Source organism: Lysinibacillus sp. FSL K6-1151 (genome assembly GCF_038630755.1).
Lineage (GTDB): Bacteria > Bacillota > Bacilli > Bacillales_A > Planococcaceae > Lysinibacillus > Lysinibacillus fusiformis_D.
In genome coordinates this window covers 3,107,291-3,128,821 of the sequence record NZ_CP152040.1, presented here as the reverse complement: position 1 = coordinate 3,128,821, position 21,531 = coordinate 3,107,291, and the positions used below count along the sequence as shown (strand labels likewise).

General features: G+C 37.6%; 18 protein-coding genes and 1 pseudogene. 12 read left to right on the top strand and 7 right to left on the bottom strand.

All coding sequences use genetic code 11. The features are described 5' to 3' along the window. Positions 1 to 135: 135 nt before the first annotated feature. Positions 136 to 1,146 (top strand): DNA polymerase III subunit delta, encoded by a 1,011-nt coding sequence (gene holA / locus MHI04_RS15070; RefSeq protein WP_058844220.1) that lies wholly within the window; start codon positions 136 to 138, stop codon positions 1,144 to 1,146. A 95-nt stretch (positions 1,147 to 1,241) separates the two neighbouring features. Here holA and rpsT read toward each other — a convergent pair whose 3' ends face one another. Then, positions 1,242 to 1,490: a 30S ribosomal protein S20 gene (rpsT, locus tag MHI04_RS15065; protein WP_036121871.1), complete on the bottom strand. Its 249-nt coding sequence runs from the start codon at positions 1,488 to 1,490 to the stop codon at positions 1,242 to 1,244. Between the two features lie 163 nt (positions 1,491 to 1,653). On the opposite strand from rpsT, the gene gpr reads away from it, so the two are divergent. The 4 genes from gpr (at position 1,654) to lepA (ending at position 8,079) form a co-directional block, all read left to right on the top strand. Continuing rightward, on the top strand, positions 1,654 to 2,670 hold the full coding sequence (gene gpr, locus MHI04_RS15060; protein ID WP_036121869.1) for a GPR endopeptidase: 1,017 nt from the start codon (positions 1,654 to 1,656) through the stop codon (positions 2,668 to 2,670). A 119-nt stretch (positions 2,671 to 2,789) separates the two neighbouring features. Continuing rightward, positions 2,790 to 3,644, top strand: coding sequence for a stage II sporulation protein P (spoIIP, locus tag MHI04_RS15055; protein WP_249646113.1), 855 nt, complete (start codon positions 2,790 to 2,792; stop codon positions 3,642 to 3,644). A gap of 465 nt (positions 3,645 to 4,109) precedes the next feature. After that, the gene (locus MHI04_RS15050; RefSeq protein ID WP_342534979.1) at positions 4,110 to 6,005 is read left to right on the top strand and encodes an acyltransferase family protein; all 1,896 of its coding nucleotides are present in this window, start codon (positions 4,110 to 4,112) and stop codon (positions 6,003 to 6,005) included. A 247-nt stretch (positions 6,006 to 6,252) separates the two neighbouring features. Continuing rightward, complete coding sequence (gene lepA / locus MHI04_RS15045) at positions 6,253 to 8,079, top strand: translation elongation factor 4 (RefSeq protein ID WP_058844222.1); 1,827 nt, start codon at positions 6,253 to 6,255, stop codon at positions 8,077 to 8,079. A 285-nt stretch (positions 8,080 to 8,364) separates the two neighbouring features. Here lepA and MHI04_RS15040 read toward each other — a convergent pair whose 3' ends face one another. The 3 genes and pseudogenes from MHI04_RS15040 to MHI04_RS15030 all read right to left on the bottom strand — a co-directional run bounded on the left by MHI04_RS15040 (position 8,365) and on the right by MHI04_RS15030 (position 9,810). Continuing rightward, positions 8,365 to 8,499, bottom strand: coding sequence for a hypothetical protein (locus MHI04_RS15040; protein WP_004226973.1), 135 nt, complete (start codon positions 8,497 to 8,499; stop codon positions 8,365 to 8,367). Positions 8,500 to 8,820: 321 nt separating this feature from the next. Then, positions 8,821 to 9,255, bottom strand: a pseudogene (locus MHI04_RS15035) (GNAT family N-acetyltransferase). A 3-nt stretch (positions 9,256 to 9,258) separates the two neighbouring features. Next, positions 9,259 to 9,810 carry a GNAT family N-acetyltransferase gene (locus tag MHI04_RS15030; RefSeq protein WP_342534978.1) on the bottom strand — a complete coding sequence of 184 codons (552 nt, stop codon included), beginning with the start codon at positions 9,808 to 9,810 and terminating at the stop codon, positions 9,259 to 9,261. Positions 9,811 to 10,235: 425 nt separating this feature from the next. Here MHI04_RS15030 and MHI04_RS15025 point away from each other — a divergent pair, with 425 nt between their 5' ends. From MHI04_RS15025 to MHI04_RS15005, 5 genes are all read left to right on the top strand, one after another. Next, positions 10,236 to 10,988 carry an SMI1/KNR4 family protein gene (locus MHI04_RS15025; protein ID WP_036121739.1) on the top strand — a complete coding sequence of 251 codons (753 nt, stop codon included), beginning with the start codon at positions 10,236 to 10,238 and terminating at the stop codon, positions 10,986 to 10,988. A gap of 134 nt (positions 10,989 to 11,122) precedes the next feature. Then, on the top strand, positions 11,123 to 11,809 hold the full coding sequence (locus MHI04_RS15020) for a VOC family protein (RefSeq protein WP_342534977.1): 687 nt from the start codon (positions 11,123 to 11,125) through the stop codon (positions 11,807 to 11,809). Positions 11,810 to 11,887: 78 nt separating this feature from the next. Further along, positions 11,888 to 12,877 (top strand): zinc-dependent alcohol dehydrogenase family protein, encoded by a 990-nt coding sequence (locus MHI04_RS15015; protein ID WP_058844225.1) that lies wholly within the window; start codon positions 11,888 to 11,890, stop codon positions 12,875 to 12,877. A 344-nt stretch (positions 12,878 to 13,221) separates the two neighbouring features. Then, positions 13,222 to 14,235 (top strand): DUF1835 domain-containing protein, encoded by a 1,014-nt coding sequence (locus MHI04_RS15010; protein WP_089933505.1) that lies wholly within the window; start codon positions 13,222 to 13,224, stop codon positions 14,233 to 14,235. A 76-nt stretch (positions 14,236 to 14,311) separates the two neighbouring features. Beyond that, the gene (locus MHI04_RS15005) at positions 14,312 to 14,740 is read left to right on the top strand and encodes a GatB/YqeY domain-containing protein (protein WP_089933508.1); all 429 of its coding nucleotides are present in this window, start codon (positions 14,312 to 14,314) and stop codon (positions 14,738 to 14,740) included. 80 nt (positions 14,741 to 14,820) lie between these two features. Here MHI04_RS15005 and MHI04_RS15000 read toward each other — a convergent pair whose 3' ends face one another. The 3 genes from MHI04_RS15000 to MHI04_RS14990 all read right to left on the bottom strand — a co-directional run bounded on the left by MHI04_RS15000 (position 14,821) and on the right by MHI04_RS14990 (position 19,206). Beyond that, positions 14,821 to 16,518 (bottom strand): methyl-accepting chemotaxis protein, encoded by a 1,698-nt coding sequence (locus MHI04_RS15000; protein ID WP_036121723.1) that lies wholly within the window; start codon positions 16,516 to 16,518, stop codon positions 14,821 to 14,823. Next, positions 16,502 to 18,145 carry a pyridoxal-dependent decarboxylase gene (locus MHI04_RS14995; RefSeq protein ID WP_089933511.1) on the bottom strand — a complete coding sequence of 548 codons (1,644 nt, stop codon included), beginning with the start codon at positions 18,143 to 18,145 and terminating at the stop codon, positions 16,502 to 16,504. The genes MHI04_RS15000 and MHI04_RS14995 overlap by 17 nt, the downstream gene beginning before the upstream one ends. Positions 18,146 to 18,501: 356 nt before the next feature. Next, positions 18,502 to 19,206, bottom strand: coding sequence for a polysaccharide deacetylase family protein (locus tag MHI04_RS14990; protein ID WP_036121717.1), 705 nt, complete (start codon positions 19,204 to 19,206; stop codon positions 18,502 to 18,504). 156 nt (positions 19,207 to 19,362) lie between these two features. Here MHI04_RS14990 and MHI04_RS14985 point away from each other — a divergent pair, with 156 nt between their 5' ends. Beyond that, entirely contained in the window at positions 19,363 to 20,562 is a 1,200-nt protein-coding gene (locus MHI04_RS14985) for an oligoribonuclease (protein ID WP_271910450.1), read from the top strand. Positions 20,563 to 20,677: 115 nt separating this feature from the next. Next, entirely contained in the window at positions 20,678 to 21,526 is an 849-nt protein-coding gene (locus MHI04_RS14980; protein ID WP_271910448.1) for a DUF4179 domain-containing protein, read from the top strand. Positions 21,527 to 21,531: the final 5 nt, after the last annotated feature.

The window sequence follows — 21,531 nt, the reverse complement described above, 5'->3', positions numbered from 1 at the left end:
AAGACAACATGGTCATAAAAGCTATATCGAAAAGGAGAATTCCCAGTCTGGCAAGGAATAGACACAATTCGGTCAAAGTCACAAAGGACCATGAAATCATGTATACTAATAGTATTGCTAGATGGAGGGAAAATTATGATTTCAAAGGTTTGGAATACAATAAAAAAAGGTGAGCTGGCACCGGTTTATTTACTTGTTGGTGAAGAAAGCTATTTTATAGATGAAACCATTAAACGTTTAAAAGAAGCGATGGGGTCAGAAGAAGAGCTGGAAATGACCGCATTTGATTTAGAAGAGGTGCCAGTAGATGTGGTTATGGATGAAGCAGATACGATTCCTTTTTTCTCAGAACGTAAGCTTATTATTGCTAAAAACGCTTCGTTTTTAAAAGCAACTGAGAAAGGGAAAGAAAAAATCGATCATGATGTAAAACGTTTGGAAACGTGGTTATCGAATCCATCTGATTTCTCCGTAACGGTTTTTATTGCCCCTTATGAAAAATTAGATGAACGTAAAAAAGTGACCAAAATGCTCAAAGAGCATGCATTACTTGTACAAGCCGAAACCCCAAAAGAGCAGGATTTAGCCGTATGGATTCAAGGCGTTGTCAAGGCACAGGGCAACAGCATCACACAAGAGGCTATTGAGCTGCTTGTAACGATGGTGGGCGCCAACATGCTGCAATTGCAGATGGAAATTGACAAGCTTACCCTCTATTTAGGTGAGGGTGGAGAAATTACAGCTTCGTTAGTGGAGGATCTAGTAGCAAAAACATTGGAGCAAGATGCATTTAAAATGCTCAATGCTTATTTGGCTAATGATTCGGTCAGCGCTTTGTCCATTTATCATGATTTATTACGACAAAAACAAGAGCCTATTATGTTAGTTGGCTTGCTTGCATCCAATGTTCGTACCATGTCCAATGTTTTTTATTTGTTGAAGAAAGGATATCATCCACAACAAATCGCCAAAAATTTAAAAATTCACCCGTATCGTGTCAAACTCATGACTGAGCAGCATCATCGCCCATCAGAAGAAAGTTTATTGAGAGCATTATATCAACTAGCTGAGGTTGATTTACAGCTGAAATCGACTGGTGGTAATCGAGAGAGACATTTAGAATTATTTCTATTACGTCAACTGTAACATAAAAAGCTGTCCAATAAAGGGCAGCTTTTGTGTTATCTATCAAAATGAAAAAGATCAGCTACTCCTAATAGAGTATCTGATCCTTTAAACAATTACGCTTTTTTAGCAAGGCGAGACTTTTTACGAGCCGCCGCGTTTTTGTGGATAAGTCCTTTTGAAGCTGCTTTATCTAATGATTTGAAAGCTGCTTGTAAAAGTTCTTGTTTGTTTTCAGCGTTTGCAACAACAGCGTTTTCAGCTTTTTTCACTGTAGTACGCATTGCAGATTTAGCTTGAGAATTAGCAATGTTTGCTTTTTCGTTAACTTTTACGCGTTTAATCGCAGATTTAATGTTTGGCATATATTTCACCTCCTAAATTAGGTACGAGATGATATCTTCTCATTGATTTCTTGTGTTAATACAACAAAAATCATTTTAACAAACGCTTGACCAAATTGCAATAGATAAATGCAAAGAATATTTACTTGACAGTTTGAACAAACTACAGCTTGAGGTGAACTGTATGCAAAATTTTAATTGGCAACGAACAGATTTAATCGATGAATCTGAAGAGGTAGTTGTCCATCAGACCAAAGAACAAAAAGAAAAGCTAGAACAATCGAGTGGCGTTCAAATAGAAGATCGGAATGCTGGTCGAGTGAAAATTACAGATGTCCTTGTAGATGCTGAGGGTGAAAAGCAAATTGGCAAAAAAGAAGGGCAGTATATTACACTTTCTGTCCCAACACTGACATTAGAAGACCAAGATGGCTTTGCACAGCTTGAGCAAGAATTACTTGTGAATTTTAAAAACATGCATGAATCACTTTCTTGGCAAGAAGATGATAAAATTTTAATTGTTGGTTTGGGCAATCGTACCATTACACCTGATGCCATAGGTCCTTATTTAATTGATCATCTGCATAGCTTAGATGTGATAGATGAAAAGTTTGTCATGTATGCGCCAGGTGTTACAGGGCAAACGGGCTATGAAACAGGGGAGTTTGTGGCTGCGATTGCTGAGCGTCTACAACCAAAATTAATTATTGTGGTTGATGCGCTTGCTACAAGGGCGAGTAATCGTCTTTGTAAAACAATTCAATTAACAGATACGGGCATCCATCCTGGCTCAGGTGTAGGCAATCAACGGCAAGAAATTTCCTATGAGATGCTAGGGATTCCTGTAACGGCAATTGGTATCCCAACAGTAGTAGATGCACCTGTATTAATTGCTGATGCGGTAGAAACGATGCTTCGCTCGATAGCTGCTCGTGTAGCTGAGCGCAGTAAACCATCATCGAAGCTCTCATTGTCCTCTTGGCAACCCGATATCAATAAAGAGCTTGATATGACGTTAGTACAACCTATTTTTGGAGAATGGGCGACATGGACGAAGGAGGAACGTCAGCAGCTGTTTGAAGAAACCTTCGCTGGCTCACATACACAATTGATGGTTACACCAAAGGAAGCAGACTATTGGATTGATCGCTATGCAAAACTAGTGGCTTCCATGCTAATGAACTGGGCAAGTGATTTATAATAAAGGCTAAAAAAATGTTCTTGATAGACCTTCTAAAACACTCAGATTTATGCGTAAAACAAGAAAATTATTTTCGTTCTAAATGACACCCCCTCTCCATACGATATGGGGAGGAGGGTGTGACTTTGCTAAAAAAACTACAATGGTCATTTGGTATATTATTGTTCTTTTTCGTATTACCTGTCATTGCTGGGCAACTTCCGTTCAACAAGCAAGCATCGACTCCGATTAAACAATCAGAAGATAAGCAAGTCGTGTTTGCCGCTACCAATTTAGCTGAACAAAGTGTACTGGAACAAACGAAAGAGCCTGAACCAGATCAAGCCCTAGACCCGGACCCATTTAAAGTGTTAGTGTTATTTACTCATTCACATGAAGCATACGAACCAATGGTGAAAGCTGTGAGTGGTAAGGTAGCGACTTCTCATGAAACAGTCAATATTATGAGTCTAAAGGATAAGATTGTGAATCATTTTAATGTAAATGGCTTGAAGACAAATATCCTCGATGTAGATATTATGAAGAAATTACAAGCTGAGGGTAAGGGATATCATGAATCCTATAATGTCATGAGACCTTATTTAAGTAAGCATTTAGAAACAAATAATTATGATTTAATACTAGATTTACATCGTGACTCATTAAAACATGATCTTACAACGATCTCATATAATGGGGAAAACTATGCAAAAATTGCTATTGTGGTTGGTGCAGAGCATGCAAATTACCGCTGGAATACAGCGTATGCAGAAAGTTTATCCTCCACATTAAATGCCATCGTTCCAAAAATATCAAAAGGTGTTATTTCCAAAAGTGGTGATGGTGTTGATGGGCGATATAATCAGGATTTGGCAAAGCAAATGATGATTGTTGAGGTTGGTGGAATTGGCAATACGGAGGAAGAGGTTAATCGTACGATTGCTGTAATTGGCAAGGCCATATCAAAAGCATTTGTAAATGATTCAAAACAATAGAACAAGGATGAAAAAAGTGAGTCTGTTACAGGCTCACTTTTTTGCTATTCTAGCATAAAAATTTCCAGAACAAAATCTAATTATTTGTCTTTCCATTGCTTCATTCTTGTCTTATAATTTTCAAGTTGGCTTTCGATTTTCATGATAAAACGTTAATGAAGGCATATGCAAGTAAGGCAAAATGTGCTTTTGAAGCATCTACCATTTTTGGGAATGCCTTTTAAGACAATAGCAAACATACATATGAATTTTAAAAAGACAAAGAGTGATCACGTTTCATTTTTCTCTAAAACTTTTATCGTATTTCAAACGTCAAACATATAAGTGCACAAATGAAAAAGTATAAAGAGGAGATGATGTTCAAATCACAGGTGCTATTAAGGGATAACAGGTTTTATCTTGATATAGTAGCTATAAGGCCATTATGCAAAAGGAAATTGATAGATTATTGAAGGAAGGAATAGTATGTCAGGCAAGTCATTAAATCATCGTTATATTCCTGGACTAGACGGGATTCGAGCATTAGCCGTATTAGCAGTTATTGCTTATCATTTTAACTTCAATTGGGCTAGAGGTGGCTTTTTAGGAGTAGATATCTTTTTTGTATTATCAGGCTATTTAATCACCTCTACCATTTTGCCTGTAAAGGGCAATCAATTAACAGTCAGTCTAAAGAAATTTTGGGTTGGACGATTTAGGCGGTTACTACCAGCGGCCTACGTGATGATTGTTATATCATTTGTCTGGGCAACGCTCTTTCATAAAGAACTTCTTCATACATTACGTGGAGATGCGTTGTCCTCTATTTTTTATTCAAGTAATTGGTGGTTCATTTTTCATAAACTTTCTTATTTTGATAGTTTTGGCTCCCCGTCACCTTTAAAAAATTTATGGTCGCTAGCTATTGAAGAACAATTTTATCTGATTTGGCCCTTGCTCTTAATGATTGGCCTTTATATTTTTCAAAAACAAAGTAAACTGGCTAAAGTTGTCTTTATCGGAGCGGTTTGTTCGGCTCTAGTAATGGCGATTCTTTATGAGCCAGGTGCAGATCCAAGCCGTATCTATTATGGAACGGACACACGCTGTTTTGAACTATTAATTGGCTGTTGGCTAGCTCTTGTTTGGCCAATGAAAAGGCTATCTGCACAAAAATTATCAACAAACCATGTGAAGAAACTAAATAGTTTGAGTTTCATTACGCTTATGATTTTTCTAGTTAGTATTGTTTATGTAGATGAATATCAACCCTTCCTTTATAGAGGTGGCATGTTCTTATTTTGCTTAAATGCAGCAGTTTTGATTGCATGTATCTGTCACCCCGTCAGCATTTTAGGAAAACTACTAGCATGGAGGCCGCTTTGTTGGATTGGCTCTCGATCCTACGGCATATATCTATGGCATTATCCTGTCATGGTACTAGGTACACCTATTCATGAAATTGGCAACCCATCTTATTGGCGGGTTGCACTTCAAATCATACTTATTGTTATGATAGCAGAGCTATCCTATCGCTTCATTGAAATGCCTATCCGTAAAGAAGGATTCCGAGCCTATTATGGGAAATACTTTGTCTTTAACAAAAATAAATGGGGGAGTCTTTCATTCTCACGAAAAATTTCAACGGTAATGGCTCCACTTTTCCTTCTTATGTTTTTCACAGGAATGACAGGAGTAGTAGGGGAAGGTCAGCAAAGCACTTCGAGTTCATATCCAACAAACATCAAAATTAATGGTGATGAACCTACAACTAATTTAAACGAGCATGACCAGCAATCAGAGCTACCAACTAACGAACCTTCCAAGGAAGAGAAAGTGGAGGATGTTCAGCAGATAGAAACACCAAAGCAAGAAGAAAATGATGTAAATAAAGTGCCTGAACGGGATGAGTTTTATCGTGGAATAGTAGCGATTGGTGATTCACTTATGATTGATATTGGCCCGAGCTTACATACTATTTACCCAACTATTACAATCGATGGAAAAATAGGTCGTCAAGTTTCACAAGCTGTCAAACTAGCACCAAATTATGCAAGTTTTAATCAACCCAATCATGCAGTCATTCTTCAATTGGGGACAAATGGTTATTTTACAAATGACCAAATGGACACACTCCTTGCCGCTTTTTCAAATGCTGATATTTATTTAGTGAATACACGTGTGCCCCGTTCATGGGAGGCAAAAGTGAATGAAGCATTACAGCAAAAAGCCCAGGAGCATGAACATATTACACTCATTGACTGGCATGCTGCAGCACTCAATCATCCAGAATACTTCGCCCCAGATGGCGTTCATTTAGAGAAAAAAGGGGTAGAAGTTTTAACAAACCTGATTCAACAATCCTTAAACAAGAAAAATTAATGAAAAAAGTCAGTCTACACAGCTTTGTCTGTTGACTGACTTTTTCTGTGCAAATATATGGGCTAAAGTTGAATTTGGACAAATGCGCCCTTAATTTCTCTGCATTTATATACTTAATACTGTAAAATCTAAAAACAGCATTAAACACTGAAAGTATTGATATTATAGGCTTTCTAGTCTAGTTGCTGTTGTACTTTGCGTTATGTTCATAGTATAATTCATTATAGTTTAATTAGGAGTGGAAAAGATGAACCGAGATGCACGTTTAAAACGACAAGAGAATATACGAAATTTCTCTATTATTGCACATATTGACCATGGGAAATCAACGCTTGCTGACCGTATTTTAGAGCAAACAAAATCTTTAACTTCCCGTGAAATGAAAGCACAGCTCCTCGACTCAATGGATTTAGAGCGTGAGCGAGGGATAACGATTAAATTAAATGCAGTTCAATTAAAGTACGAAGCAAAAGACGGCGAAGTGTATACATTCCATTTAATCGACACACCAGGACACGTCGATTTCACATATGAAGTATCCCGTAGTTTAGCTGCTTGTGAGGGTGCCATTTTAGTTGTGGACGCCGCACAAGGTATTGAAGCGCAAACACTAGCAAATGTTTACTTAGCACTTGATAATGATTTAGAAATTTTACCTGTTATTAATAAAATTGACTTACCTGCAGCTGATCCTGAGCGTGTGCGTCAAGAAGTAGAGGATGTCATCGGGCTGGATGCATCTGAAGCGGTATTAGCTTCTGCGAAAGCAGGTATTGGTATTGAGGATATTTTAGAGCAAATCGTGGAGAAGGTACCAGCACCAACGGGTGATCCTGATGCTCCACTACAAGCTTTAATTTTTGACTCTGTGTATGATGCCTATAAAGGTGTTATCATTTCAATTCGTGTAATCAACGGGACTGTCAAGCCTGGCGACAAAATCCGTATGATGGCAACAGGTGCGGAATTCGAGGTTATTGAAGTTGGGGTACATACACCAAAGGTTGTGCCACAGGCTGAATTAACAGTTGGTGATGTAGGTTATTTAACAGCATCTATTAAAAACGTAGGTGACACACGCGTAGGTGATACTGTAACCTATGCAAATCGTCCAGCAGCCGAGCCATTAGCAGGTTATCGTCGCTTGAACCCAATGGTTTATTGTGGTTTATACCCAATTGATACAGCGAAATACAATGATTTACGTGAAGCGTTAGAAAAACTAGAGCTAAATGACTCTGCTCTACAATATGAGCCAGAGACATCTCAAGCACTTGGCTTTGGTTTCCGCTGCGGTTTCTTAGGATTACTCCATATGGAAATTATTCAGGAGCGTATTGAGCGTGAATTTAATATTGATTTAATTACAACAGCACCTTCTGTAATTTACAATGTTCATATGACAGATGGCACTGATATTAAAGTAGATAACCCATCCTTTATGCCAGACCCACAAAAAATCGAGCGTGTTGAGGAACCTTATGTAAAGGCAACCATTATGGTGCCAAATGATTATGTGGGAGCGGTTATGGAGCTTTGTCAATTGAAGCGTGGTAATTTCATGACGATGGATTATATTGATACATCCCGTGTAAGCATTATTTATGAAATGCCTTTATCCGAAATTGTCTATGATTTCTTTGACTATTTAAAATCAAATACGAAGGGCTATGCATCCTTCGACTATGAACTTATCGGTTACCAGCCATCGAAATTAGTGAAAATGGATATTTTACTAAATGGTGAGCAGGTCGATGCACTAAGCTTTATCGTACACCGTGACTTTGCCTATGATCGAGGCAAAATCATCGTAGAAAAATTAAAAGAATTAATTCCACGCCAACAATTTGAAGTACCAATTCAAGCAGCAGTTGGTCAAAAAATTGTGGCACGTTCAACAATTAAAGCCATCCGTAAAAACGTTTTAGCGAAATGTTACGGTGGGGATATTTCTCGTAAGCGCAAACTTCTTGATAAACAAAAAGAAGGTAAAAAACGTATGAAACAAGTAGGCTCCGTCGAAGTCCCTCAAGAGGCATTCATGGCTGTGCTGAAGATGGATGATTCGAAGTAAGACACAACTATTCAAAAACAGGGAATGCTATTTTTTTGTAGCATTCCCTGTTTTTTTCTCTAGTTAAACTGCACCTAAGTAGTTTGCTTCTTGGCGATTTTTATATTTTGTAGCTATCATGTACATTTTGAGAAAATTTTAGTAAAAGATAAATAGATTTTCTACATTTTAAAAAAATCCTGACCATTTTTATTGTCTGCTGAGAAAGCTGAAGCGCCATAAACAATAAAAGGAATCGCTATTGAAATAGAGATCCCTTTTATTGTAATACTCTTTGTAGGCAATTTAATGAAACAATAGGAAGAACTTAGCCAATAAAAAAATAGGGACTCCTACAATTATTACGCCTGCAAAGAAATAACAAAATAACATAAAAACATCGAAAACCGCACCAGCTAAATCATCAATGAATTTTAACATTTCATTTCCCTCCAAACATAATAAGTATGGGCACTACAAACGATTTATTCTTTAACGGATTGCAGAAAATCTTTACCTAAAGCTAAAGTGAGATAGATTATACAGACATTCATAAAAAATGAAACATATGATAATGGCTTTGGACTAGGACGGCGGGGTTGAAATAGGAAAGGGCTGCGACTTCTTCTTCTCCGATATAACGTACCCATGGAATCGGTCCTCCAAAAGTTGTCTGTTGATAGGTCACGAAAAATAGAGAGATACAGGTAGTAAAATACTAATCCATAATAATTGTTGATGGACCTTCATAATATCTCCCCTTTAAAGATCAGATCGTAGCGTCTTTTTTAAATAATCATGTTTAAAATCTCTGCCAACATGGTCGAGAGTCCCGTAAATTTCATAATGATGATTTTCATAAAATGTTAACGCTTGAAAGCTAAGCGTGTCAACTTTAATGAAATCACATTCATGGTTGAAGGCAATTTGTTCAATTGTTTGCTACAACTTTGATTCATACCCTAACCCACGAAGCTTTTTGTCTACCATTAGCGTGTGTATTTCTAACCAATTCCAGCAAATTTCACCCAGTATGCCACCATAAACGTGACCATTGCTATCAGTTAGAAATAAATTAATTTCCTGATATCGACCTTGTAAATCTTTTGGAAAGTGTTTTACATTGTATTCATAAAGCATGTTATTGACATAAGCTTTGTTCTTCTTATGTCGTTCTTGTGTGATTTGATAAGACATCTTTTACTTCTTTTCTCGCAATGGTAGTACTCGTTGCCAAATCATATGATGGCTATTCGTTCCCCAAAAGTGCTCAAGTATATAGTCAGGCTGTCCAAATTTTTTCTGCCAGATGACTTGTGCCTGTTTATATCCACTATCTAAACAAAAGCTATGCACCTTTTGTTTTTCCAACGTTGTTAGCATTTTCTGTAATAGCATGGTGCCAATACCACGATTTTGATAGTCCGGATGAACAAATACGGTACCGATTTCTGGACAATGGGAAAGATCTCCTTTAATCGTTTGTTGAATGATCTCGTTGGCTTCCCCATATTCGATCGTTCCTATTATGTCATTTGTTGCTTCGTCCATAGCTACCCAGAAAAATCTTTTTTTGCCTTGGCTCTCTAAGTCTATTGCGACATACTGCTTTTTCATTGCCCATTCACGCTGTTGATCGTCCACTAGCTCGGCAATCCCTTCTTTTGCATAAGTATCTTGAATGACGTGGAAAAAGAATTGATGTAATGTTTGTATGTCCGATTGTTCGGGACGTCTTATGAGTAATTTCAAATTTTCTTACGCTCCTTCGTATTTGGTGATTTTTGGCTTAATAAGGTATGAGCTCTTTGCACGTCAACATCTATATCTGCCTTTACTGCGGTTAATCGATCAAGTGCAAGCTTGTAGCCAATAATAGGAGGCATCATATTTTTCAGTATGCCAAAGCAACTCTCTATAGCAAATAGAGGGTTGGATATTCACCAGATGAGCTAATTTTTTCAGACATTGTTCTCCTTGTGCCACCTTGGTTTATTGTACTGTCTGTTCGTTCGCATATTGTGACATGACAGATAGCCCCCATCCGTTATTGTTGAGCACGTTATGCATACTACCAGTCTATTTTAATGATTATAACATGTTCACCTTAATTGGTTAATGATGGAATATGTTAAAATATAAAGAAAGACACTAGGTAACGAAAGGAGGGAATGCAGTTGAAAGAGTTGCAGGAGAAACTAGATGCAGTATTAGAGCAAATGCGCAGTTTTATCCAAGATATTCAAGAGAGGGATTCAGCTTACCCTATGTTTTTTCACAATCAAATCGAGGAGGATATTAGCCAATTTGTAGACAGTCAGTGGTCATTACCAACGGAATATGTCTATTTTTTAAGGCGTTATGTCGTTGAAAGAGTTACATGGAATACGGGTGATTATATAAATCTACAGATCTATGGAGCAAGAGATTTAATGCGTGGGCAGGAAGGCTATCATTATAATCCAGTGACAGAAGAGGTGATTCTGGATTGGCCGCACAATTATTTGGTCATCGCAACAGATGAAGGAGATCCATATTGTTTGGATTTATCAAGAGGGGATACGGCAATTTTTTCTGCTCTTCATGGGACAGGCTGTTGGGATTTCACAATGGCCTATGACAATCTAATCATGTTTCTTGAGAGTGTGCTAATTCCGCCTGGTTTAGAGGAGATGTTGCCTGAAGACAACTCTACTACTTACTATGAACTGACTATAACAGGAGATGGGGAAAATAAGCTAAAGACATTATTGTTACTTAAGAAAATATTCTCTTGTGATTATTCGCGAGCAAGAGAGATGTTAGAACAGCCTCCACTATTAATTTATAGAGGAGTTGAAGCGGGTGCTTTAAGGTTAGAAGACGAGCTCCAGCATATTCGTGCAAACTATCAAAAAAAGAAAATTAGCTTAGCTGAATTTATCGAATGAACCATTACATGATTTTTGTAAATAATAGGGATAACGAATTACTTAAAATGGACCGAAGGGAACTTCATTCTTTTGCATGACGCCATATCATATATTTGCTTGTATAGTGGGGAGTAGCAAAGGGGTGCTTGAAGATGAAAATTACGAAGGTTCAACTATTTGTTCACGATTTACAAAAGATGCAGAAATTTTATAGCGACCAGCTAGGCTTTGCCTTATTAGAAAGTACAGGTGACTATTTTACAATAGCAGTTGGTGAAAGTAAGATGACTTTTGAAAAAGTGCCCACTACGATTCAAAAGCAATATCATATTGCATTAAATATTCCAAGAAATTTATTTTATCAGGCAAAAATTTGGGCCAAAGAACGTGTTGGCTTGCTTACTTCAGAGGGGCAGGATGAAGTGTATTTTGATTTTTTAAAAGCTTACTCTTGTTATTTTTACGATCCTGAAGGCAATATACTAGAATTTATTGCGAGGCAGGAAGTAAATCCAGAACAGGATACAGCCTATTTTTCTATGGAGCAAGTGCTAAAGATTGGTGAAATCAATGTAACGACCGACGACATTCTAGCAGCCGCTAGAAAATTAAATGAATATGCTATTAAACCTATTAATGATCAGAAAATCCAACCAGATGCTCTTCATTTTTTAGGTAACTACGAAGATGGAGCCAATATTCTATTAGGACCAAGTGAACGACTTTGGTATTTCTCTGATAAGAAAGCAGTAATCAGTCCAATCTGTATCGAAATAAACGATATGTTACAATTATTTGTAGATGAAAAAGGTCAATTGACCATCAGTCAAAAAAGATAAGATGGGCATACCTAAGTGGAGAGAGTATCAGAACGATTATACAGAGCTAGAATTAATCAGAAAAAGGAGCAAGAATCGTTGAAAGCAAAATGCCTTAAACTATATGAATTTGGAAATCCACATGAGGTGTTAAGGATTGAAAATAAAACGATTACACCTCCACAAGGTCAAGAAATTCTTGTGCGTATGCTAGCAAGACCCATCAACCCTTCGGATTTAATACCGATTTGGGGAAAATATGCCCACCGAATCACTTTACCAACTGTTCCGGGTTATGAGGGCGTTGGAATCGTTGAAGATGTTGGACCACTTATCTCTTCAAAGCTCATTGGTCAGCGAGTCTTGCCACTACGAGGAGAGGGCACGTGGCAGGAAATGGTGAAGACTCAGGCGGACTTTGCTGTAGCTATTCCTTCTACGATGGATCATTTTACTGCAGCACAAATGTATATTAATCCGATAACAGCCTTCGTCACCTGTACAGAAGTTCTCAAATTACAATCAAATGATGTACTAGTAGTGAATGCATGTGGCTCTGCTATTGGACATATCTATGCTCAATTTGCCAAATTACTAGGTTTTCAGCTTATTGCTGTCACACGAAGTCATCAGCATACAGACGAATTACAGCGGCTTGGGGCCCGCTTTGTCATAGATACTTCTAAGATGCCACTTCATGAAACGATAATGGCTTTAACAAATGGCAGAGGTGCTGATGCAGCGATTGATTCGATTGGTGGGGAGGCGGGCAATCAACTTGCATACTGTGTGAAGCCTGGTGGGAAATTTTTAGCCATCGGTCTTTTATCGGGAATACAGGTAAATTGGACAAACATTGTAAGGGAAGCAAAGGTACAAGCGATGATGTTTCATTTGCGCCACTGGCAACGCCAAACACCAATCGAAAAATGGCAGCAAACTATGCAACAGCTCGTCAATATGGTACATACGGATTCGTTAAAAATGATGCAGGTACAGGACCATTTCCCACTAGTGAACATACACCAGGCAATAGCTGCCGTTGAAGCTACTAATAAAGGAAAGATTTTTTTAACGAATTTTGATTAAGAACCCTACTACCTTCAGTGTTAAAGAACTTATTGTAAGCTCTTATTGATGGTAGTAGTTTTTTTCTTTCTATTGAGGGGGAATGCGCTCCAACAATGAGAAAGTCGTTAATCCGCTCATAAAGAGGATGACCTCGCTCCAACAAGTAAATAATCTACCTAAAGAAGTCTCCCTCGCTTAAAAGAATAGAACCTTTACATAAATAGAGCAATTCTTTATCTTTCATCTTCATAAAAAACTAAATTAGTAATTTAAGGTAATCGGAAATTGCGGTATGATGGAAGTAACTGTTTTTATGGAAAGGGAATTTAAGATACAGGCCATTGTGCAAAGGAGTTTAGATAATGGAACATGTCAACAAATTAAAAAAGGCGATAAAGCGAATGAGTGAGGCTGATGCGAAGTCTATGCTCTTTTTGACTTTAATGAATGAACAGTCGAAGGACGATATGGTACAGTTTTTATTGCAGCAAAATGAGGAGCAGGATGTTTCAACGATCGAAACGGTTCATATTGTGTTTGGTCATTCACCTGGAGGGAGTTTGAAGGCTGCATTTCGCAATAGTAACTACGTGAAAACGGAAGAAATCATCGTTATGCCTGGTAATTTTTCTGTTGGTCCTTTGAAAGATTTACATCTATGTGAAGGGATTGAAGCTCGTTTTCAATGGCTACAAGAGCGCTATTTTATAGAAGACGATGGATTGGCCATTTTTGAGCGCGAGGTGAAGGAAGCCGTAGAGAAAATAAAATCTATTCCGCCACATCAAGATATAATCATATGGACTTGTCAAAATGCCCATGAACAAATAGGGCTTCGACTTGTCTTAGCGATGCTAGAAAAGAAACCAAATGATATCTATGTATTAGATACTTTTCAGTTATTCCATGAGTTGCATATATTCCCCCAGTTAGCAGAGGACAATTATCCAAGATCCTCTGGAGAGGTCAGTGTAGAGAATGTACTTCATATTTATGAGCAATACCAGGGACGCCCATTAAAAAAATCAGTACAGCAGGCTTTATCTAAAGAAGGATTAAAGATGTTAATGGATGACTACTGTATACATACCTGGGAATACAATGAACTTTGGAGTCATCACAATGAAAATGTAGATGATGACTGGATCATTGCCTGTGCTAAACGATTACATGAAGACCAAGAAGAAGCTCCATATCTAATGGCGGCTAGACTCATTGGGGAAGTGCTAGGGCATATGGAACAGTATAGAGAAGCGGAATGGATTGAATATCGCCTGCGTCAATTAATTCAGCAAGGGGTCTTTTCTTATCGAGGTGAGTTAAAAGGGATGTTGCATTATCAAGTAAAATTAGCAGATGCTTATTTGCTTGACTGAGGCACTGACTGTCATGTTCTGAGGTATTTTATGGTATAATGTTTTCTAATATAGATGGCTTGAAGGAGTGAGATCATTGTTAAAAACAGAAGTATTTGAACAATTAAAAACGGCAATGAGAGAGAAAGATACTTTAGCAAAGGGTGTATTATCTCTTTTGAAATCAGCTTTAGATTCTGCTGAAAAAGAAAAGGGAGCAGCATTAATCGCTGAAGAAGAGATAGCCATTATTCATCGAGAGGTCAAACAAACGAATCAAGCGTTAGAAGGCGCACAGACGGCTGGACGAGTAGATTTGATTGAAAAAGAGGAAGCCAAATTGACACTTTTGAAATCTTTCTTACCGAAGCAATTATCCGAAGAAGCGATTGCTGAGAAATTAGTAGCGGCAGGTGTTGGTAAAGGAATGAACATGGGAGAAGCCATGAAAATTGCGAAGCCATTGCTTACAGGCCAAGCGGAAGGTGCAGTTATCTCAAAAGTTGTGAAAAATATTATTGCCTAATCTTCTACCATTTTGGTAGGAGATTTTTTATGCAGAGAAAAATCCGCTATGCCGAAAAGGAGCATAGCGGATTCTTAATTTTATAACTTAAATTTTTGAGTGATATTGCGAAGCTGTTGAGCCATTTCTGCTAAGTTATTCGAAGAAGCTGTGATTTCCTCGATACTTGCAGATTGCTCCTCAGAAGCAGCAGCAACGTTTTGAATATTGCCTGAGGCTTGCACAGCTACTACGCCCACTTGTTCAACAGAGATCGCGATGCTGCTCACGCCTTCATTGATATTGGACATTATGTTATTGACATGGTCCATTTCCTGCGTAAGTGATGTGACGTGGCTATAGATGTCAGCAAATGCTTCTCCTGATGCATTAAATGTTGTGGAGCTTTCCGCAAGATTACTGCTGCTAATAGCCATCGATTTTACGGCTTGAGCCGATTCTTCCTTAATGGTTTCGATACGTGTTCGAATACTGTTTGTAGCATCTAAAGATTGATCGGCCAGCTTACGTACTTCCTCAGCTACTACTGCAAAGCCTTTGCCATGCTCACCTGCACGCGCTGCTTCAATGGAAGCATTTAACGCAAGTAAGTTGGTTTGATCCGTTATTTGGGTAATCAATGCTACAATATCCCCGATTTCATTCGTGTATGTGCTTAAACGTTCAACGACAGTTGCTGATTCTTGAATGGCTTGGGATGTTACGGCCATTTTTTCTGTAGCATCTTGAATCGTTGTATTGCCTTTTTCTGAGATCGCAGATGCCTGGAATGCCTTTTCTGTCACACCAGTTACGCTTGTGACAACCTCTGTCATTTTGCTAGAGATGGTTGTAATATGGCTTTCCACTTCTTCAATCGAAGAGGTTTGTTTTTCTGAGCCCACTGCAACCTCTTGCATAGAAGATGTAATTTGCTGTATGGAAGCACTTGTTTGCTCGGAGCTTGCAGTTAATTCCTCTGACATGGCCGCCACTTGTTCAGCATTTTGAGCTATTTGCTGAATTAATGTACGTAAATCTTCCGTCATATTTTCAATGCCTGATGATAGCTGGGCAATTTCATTGGAACCTTTTATTTGGAGAGGCTCGACGGCTAAATCTCCCTGTGCAACCTGACCGACATAGCGAGTCATTTTTTTAATTGGTTTCGTAATACCTACACTAATAAAGTAAGCAACGATAATACCAAAAATCACAAAAACAACGGTTAGAATAATACAAATCCAAAGTGTTTCTGTTTGTAGCTTAGAAATGAAGGAAGCATCCATATCTAAACCAAAAATAATATCAGTATCTTTAAATGGGATGAAAATAGATTTATGGATACCATATTCATCTTTGTATATATCACTTGTTTGAATGGTTTGTGTGTCGACGGCTTTTCGCATTTCATCACTAAATTCATAGTCTTGCTGATGATTGTCAGTATTACTTAATGCCACGATATGCTCCTTACCATTGGCTTTTGAAAGCACATAGGCGTTTTCTATATCAAACTTTTTAACCGTAGCGTTTAATTGATCTAATAGTTTTTTATAATTGTCAGAGCTACCGTTATCCGCCGCTTTTACATCATTTTTCTCAAGATCTTCAAAAATCGTATTCGATGTGATCTCTAAAGTAGTTTCGAATTGTTTAATGACAAAATTGTCGATAATACGGTAAGAAACCGCGAATAAAACAACACTAAATAGCAATGAAATAATGGCTATTGGAATGGTGAAACTGGCTATATATTTATAGAGTAAAGAACTTTTAAATTTAGTGACGATACGCAATGTGAGACGCCTCCAATACTGTTAGCTTTTGCTGTAAGAAATGAATCATGTTTGGGATATGATCTGTCTCTGTGTATGGTGAAATAGAGAAGAATTTTGCCGCTGCAACGGGAACATGCTGTGTTGTATCACTCGTGCTAACCGTACAAACCCGTGTTGTATCACCGAAGAATACATCATCACGACCTTCACCTATAATTTCAAAGAATGATGCATTGATGCCATTAATGTGTTCGATTTGATCCTGTGTATAATGACCAGCTTGTTCAGCCTGCCAATTGAAGCCATCAGGATACAAGCGAAAGGCTGTAACTGGACCAATATTTGTGTCATTAACGACCTGTAGCATTGGTGTTTTCACAGCTAATTGTGTGCGGAACGCTAAATTCACACGTACATAGTTGGCTAATAGTTGCTGATAACCTTCCTTACCGAATGCTTGGAGAGCAGCAAAAATAGCAATGGAGCTACCCATACGAGAGCACTCTAATGTATAACCAGTATGGTATGAACCGTAACCACGATTGCCCACATAAGGTGTATCGAAGTCCTCAATATCTAATAGCTGTAAACTGTTACCTTCTTTAATTAAGAATAAGCTAGTTAAATAAGGTGTTTGTCCAAGCTTTTGGAAGTCAAAGCAAAGGCTATCTGCCATAGCTAGATGTTGCATGCGGTCATGGATATGTCGTAAGCCTTGTACGACATCGCCTTCAAATTGTAGAGGGTTTTTTTCGAAATCATAATCATTGAAGAAGGCATAAAAACCACCTAAAGCCGAATCAGCATGAATATGTACTGGCTGTAAATTGTACTTCTTCTCAAGCGTTGTAGTAACCTCTTTAATAGCTTGTATATCATCAATACCAAATTGATCAGTCGCTCCTGTAGTAGCCACTACATAGACAGGGATACCGCCATTTTCGATTACTTCTGTCATACGAATACGTAGGTCTTCCACATCCATTGAGTGGTCTTTGCCAGCTTTTACACGTACTAAATGTTTACTGCCAATGCCCACGGCCTCAACAGATTTTAAAAGGCTATAATGTGCGTTTTCTGAAGCAAAGCAATATAAGTTATTCGGAACACCATCTTCTTTGGCATGTGGAAATTGTTTGGCGATGGCAAGGCGAAGTCCACTGAAAACGGCACCTTGTCCACCCCATGTTGTATAACCAAAGCTCTTCGTATAATCATAGCCAACTAATTTAGACATCATAGCCACTACTTTGACCTCACACTCAGCGGCAGCAGGACCATAAACATCCCATAAATTGTTGCCATTTAGTAGGGCATTTGTAAATTGACCTAATACACCTGGGATGCTTGCCATTGGTAAAACATTGGTTACAAAGTTACGTGTATGATAAGGATGTCCTTGCATTAATTGTGTCATTTCTTTTACAACTTGATCGAGCCCAACCCCTGTAGTTGGCACTTGATGTTCTTGCATCAGCTCTTGATAGAAATTAGCAGAACGCTCTTTCATTGGACCAAGTGTTGTCTTATGTGGATTTTTTAATTCATCTAATGAGGAAACAATTTTCTCTAATAGGGATAAAAAATTCTCTCTTTGTTGGATATTTCCATCTTCGCTCTGGAATAATTGTTGGATATTTTGCATAATCATCATCCTTTTATAGTTCATATTTCCTCTATTTTTAATATAATAAAAATAGGACATTATACTAAAGGTATAATAGCATATTTTAGCAGAGATGGTGATTATATTTTACTGAAAAAATATTTATTAACATTTCTGAAAAATCCAACTTCAATTTATAGATTCTAAATAAGTTGTTTTCCTTTATGCCATGGGGTTTATAAGCTGAACATGCTATTGGATATGGAGATTGAGAGGAAGATTAGAAATTATAAATTAGATAATGTTTAGGTCATAGAAAAAGAGAGGGAATCTAATCCTTTCTAACTAAAAAAATCTGCATGAAAGGTGATGCAGATTCTTGGCAACAGGGGTGATTATTTTTGATATTGTAAAAGTTCTTCTATCGTAACAAATGTATAGCCTTCATCAATAAGCGTTTGAAGAATGCCTTCTATTGCCTGTAATTCATTGTCTGTATGGTCGTACATAGGGTGCATTAAAATAATAGAACCTGGTTGAATATTTTCTTTCACATAATTTATTTTTTCCTCTGCCTTTGTAAAGAACGTATCGGGCTCTAAGTTCCATGTAATGGTCTCACGTTGATGTTTATGTAAATAATGGGGAAAGCCGATTAGTTTTTTACCATAGGGTGGTCTGACGAAAGGTGTTTGTTGATAGCCAATGCTAGCAATGAGTGCATCTGTTTTTTCTATTTCATTTTTAATAAAGGAAGGGCTTTTCAATACCATACGCTTATGCGAATACGTATGGTTGCCAATTTGATGGCCTGCTACTGCAATTTTCTTTGCTTCTTCTGGATGCTTCTCAATATCCTGTCCAATTAGAAAAAACGTTGCTTTTACTTGGTAGTCTTCTAGTAACGCTAAAATAGCGTCTGTCTTGTCAGTTGGTCCATCATCGAATGTCAGGGCAGCCACCTTTTCCTGTGTGTCAACATGAGAAGTAATATTGCCAAACAATTGATAGTTACGAGCGTTCATTAGTTTATAAGCTGAAAATGCGAAAGCACACATTAGTAGAAGAACTATGCCAATAGTAATTAGTTTCCGTTTCATGAACAGACTCCTCTCTTTGTCCAGATCGATATCATGTTTTAAATGTATGTTAACTTGAATCCAATTTCAATGACGCTTTGTCCGTACTGCAATTTTTAGCTACCACTTTCTGTTTGAATCACAAAAAAATAACCATACTACATGGGAGGTGAAGAGATGTATAAATTATTATCACATAATGATTTAGATGGAGTAGGGTGTGGGATTTTAGCAAAGCTTGCTTTTAACGATAAGGTAAGGATACGCTACAATTCTATTACGGCACTTGACCGTGAAATAGAATTCTTTTTGGAGAATGATCAACAGAAAACATTTTTGTTTATTACAGATCTTTCTCCAAACGAAGAAAATGAAAAAAGGATTCAGGACTATTATCAGGCAACTGGGAATGTACAATTGCTGGATCATCATAAAACAGCGCTGCATTTCAATCAGTATGAATGGGGAAAGGTTTTAATTGAAGATGAGCATGGCTATTTAACGTCCGCTACTTCTTTATTGTATCAGTACTTGGTGACCCATGGTTTATTAGAAAAAACAGCCGCCATTTCAGAATTCGTAGAGTTAGTAAGACAATATGATACATGGGAATGGGAAAAGAACGGCAATTTTCAAGCGCAACGATTAAATGCACTGTTTTTTCTAGTATCCATTGAAGAATTTGAAGAGAAAATGCTGGATCGTTTAAAAACAAGTGATCGCTTTGATTTTGATGAATTTGAAAAGAAAATTTTAAGCATGGAAGAAGAAAAAATAGAGCGTTATATTCGGCGGAAGAAACGAGAACTTGTGCAAACCAATTTGGGCGACTTTTATGCTGGCGTTGTTTATGCAGAATCCTATCATTCTGAGCTTGGTAATGAATTAGGTAAGGAAAACATGCATCTTGATTATATTGCGATGATCAATATGGGCAGTAAAAGAATATCCTTTCGAACGGTTCATGACCATATAGATGTGTCAGCTATTGCCGCTGTTTATGGTGGAGGCGGACATCAAAAGGCTGCGGGCTGCTCTTTAACGATGGAAGCCTACAAACAGTTTGTATTGGCAACCTTCCACATAGAGCCTATTCCAGAGGATGCCAAAAGGAATCGTTATAATTTAAAGGCTTCTTCATTTGGAACATTTTATAAAAATCAGCAAGAGGATGTGTTTATTCTTTTTTCAAGCGACGATATTGACTGGGGGATTGAAAAGAATAACACGCCATTAGCGCAAAACTTTGCTAGCTTTCATGAAGCGGAGTGGTTTTTAAAGCGAAATTATGAGGTGTGGTTAGTAAGAGATGATCTCTTTGTGGACTATTTAATGCAAATGGCCAACAAAGTTCGTCATCAGCATAAAGGAATGTAAAAATTCCTTTTATACATAATGGATTCGTCCTGTCTTGCTTTTAAACAAGGTTATATAATGCTTTGTTACAAACTACAATGAATTATAACGATATTTATAAAAATGAGGTGTACGGTTGTCCAATGATATACTGCGAGTAGTGGATTTGGATAAGGAAAATCGAGGACGCAGAAAAAAACGAGGAATAGTTGTTATCTTTTTATTGATGGTCGTTAGTGGATCATTGCTGTATTTGTGGTGGAATCGAGATGTGGATTTCGAAGCCTATAAAACAGAGGTGGGGAAGACAGCAAGCAATAGCTTAGGGCGTTTAACGTTAAATGAAGTGATTATTGATGACAATCAAATTTTACTGAATGCTACCTTTGAGCCTGTGAAAGCATTTACACCAAAACACCAAATATTTTTCTTCCCTCAAATACTCGTCAATGGGAAAGATTATATGGTTCGTAATGGAGGTCAATCCATTGTCCAGTCTAAAAATGTATATACCATATACAATAGTATCAAAATGGATGATTTTCCGTCAGACGAAGATTTAGCATTAGCTATTCGTTATAAAGATTGGAATGTAGAAACACCGATTGATAAACCTTGGGAATTTCAGGTAGAGGCTTCTCAGGAACAATTACAAGAAGATCGAAAAATCTTTGTGATTAATAAAAAAGTCAATCATGTCGATCAACAGGAAATAACGATTGATAAAGTTGTCTCCACACCCATCTCAACAACGATTTATTTTCATGCCGATCAAAGCATTGTCAATGATGCAGTTTATTTTAAAATCCAATCAAAGGCAGGACAATCATGGAACTTTGCTACACCCTATCCATTAAATAAAGAGGGGACAAAGTGGGGAAGTCGCGTAGATGCACTTTATTTAACAGAAAAAAATTATACATTAATTCCTGTCAAGAAGGATGGCAGTAAAGTTGCTGACGGCATCAAAATAAAAAAAGAATAAAGTTG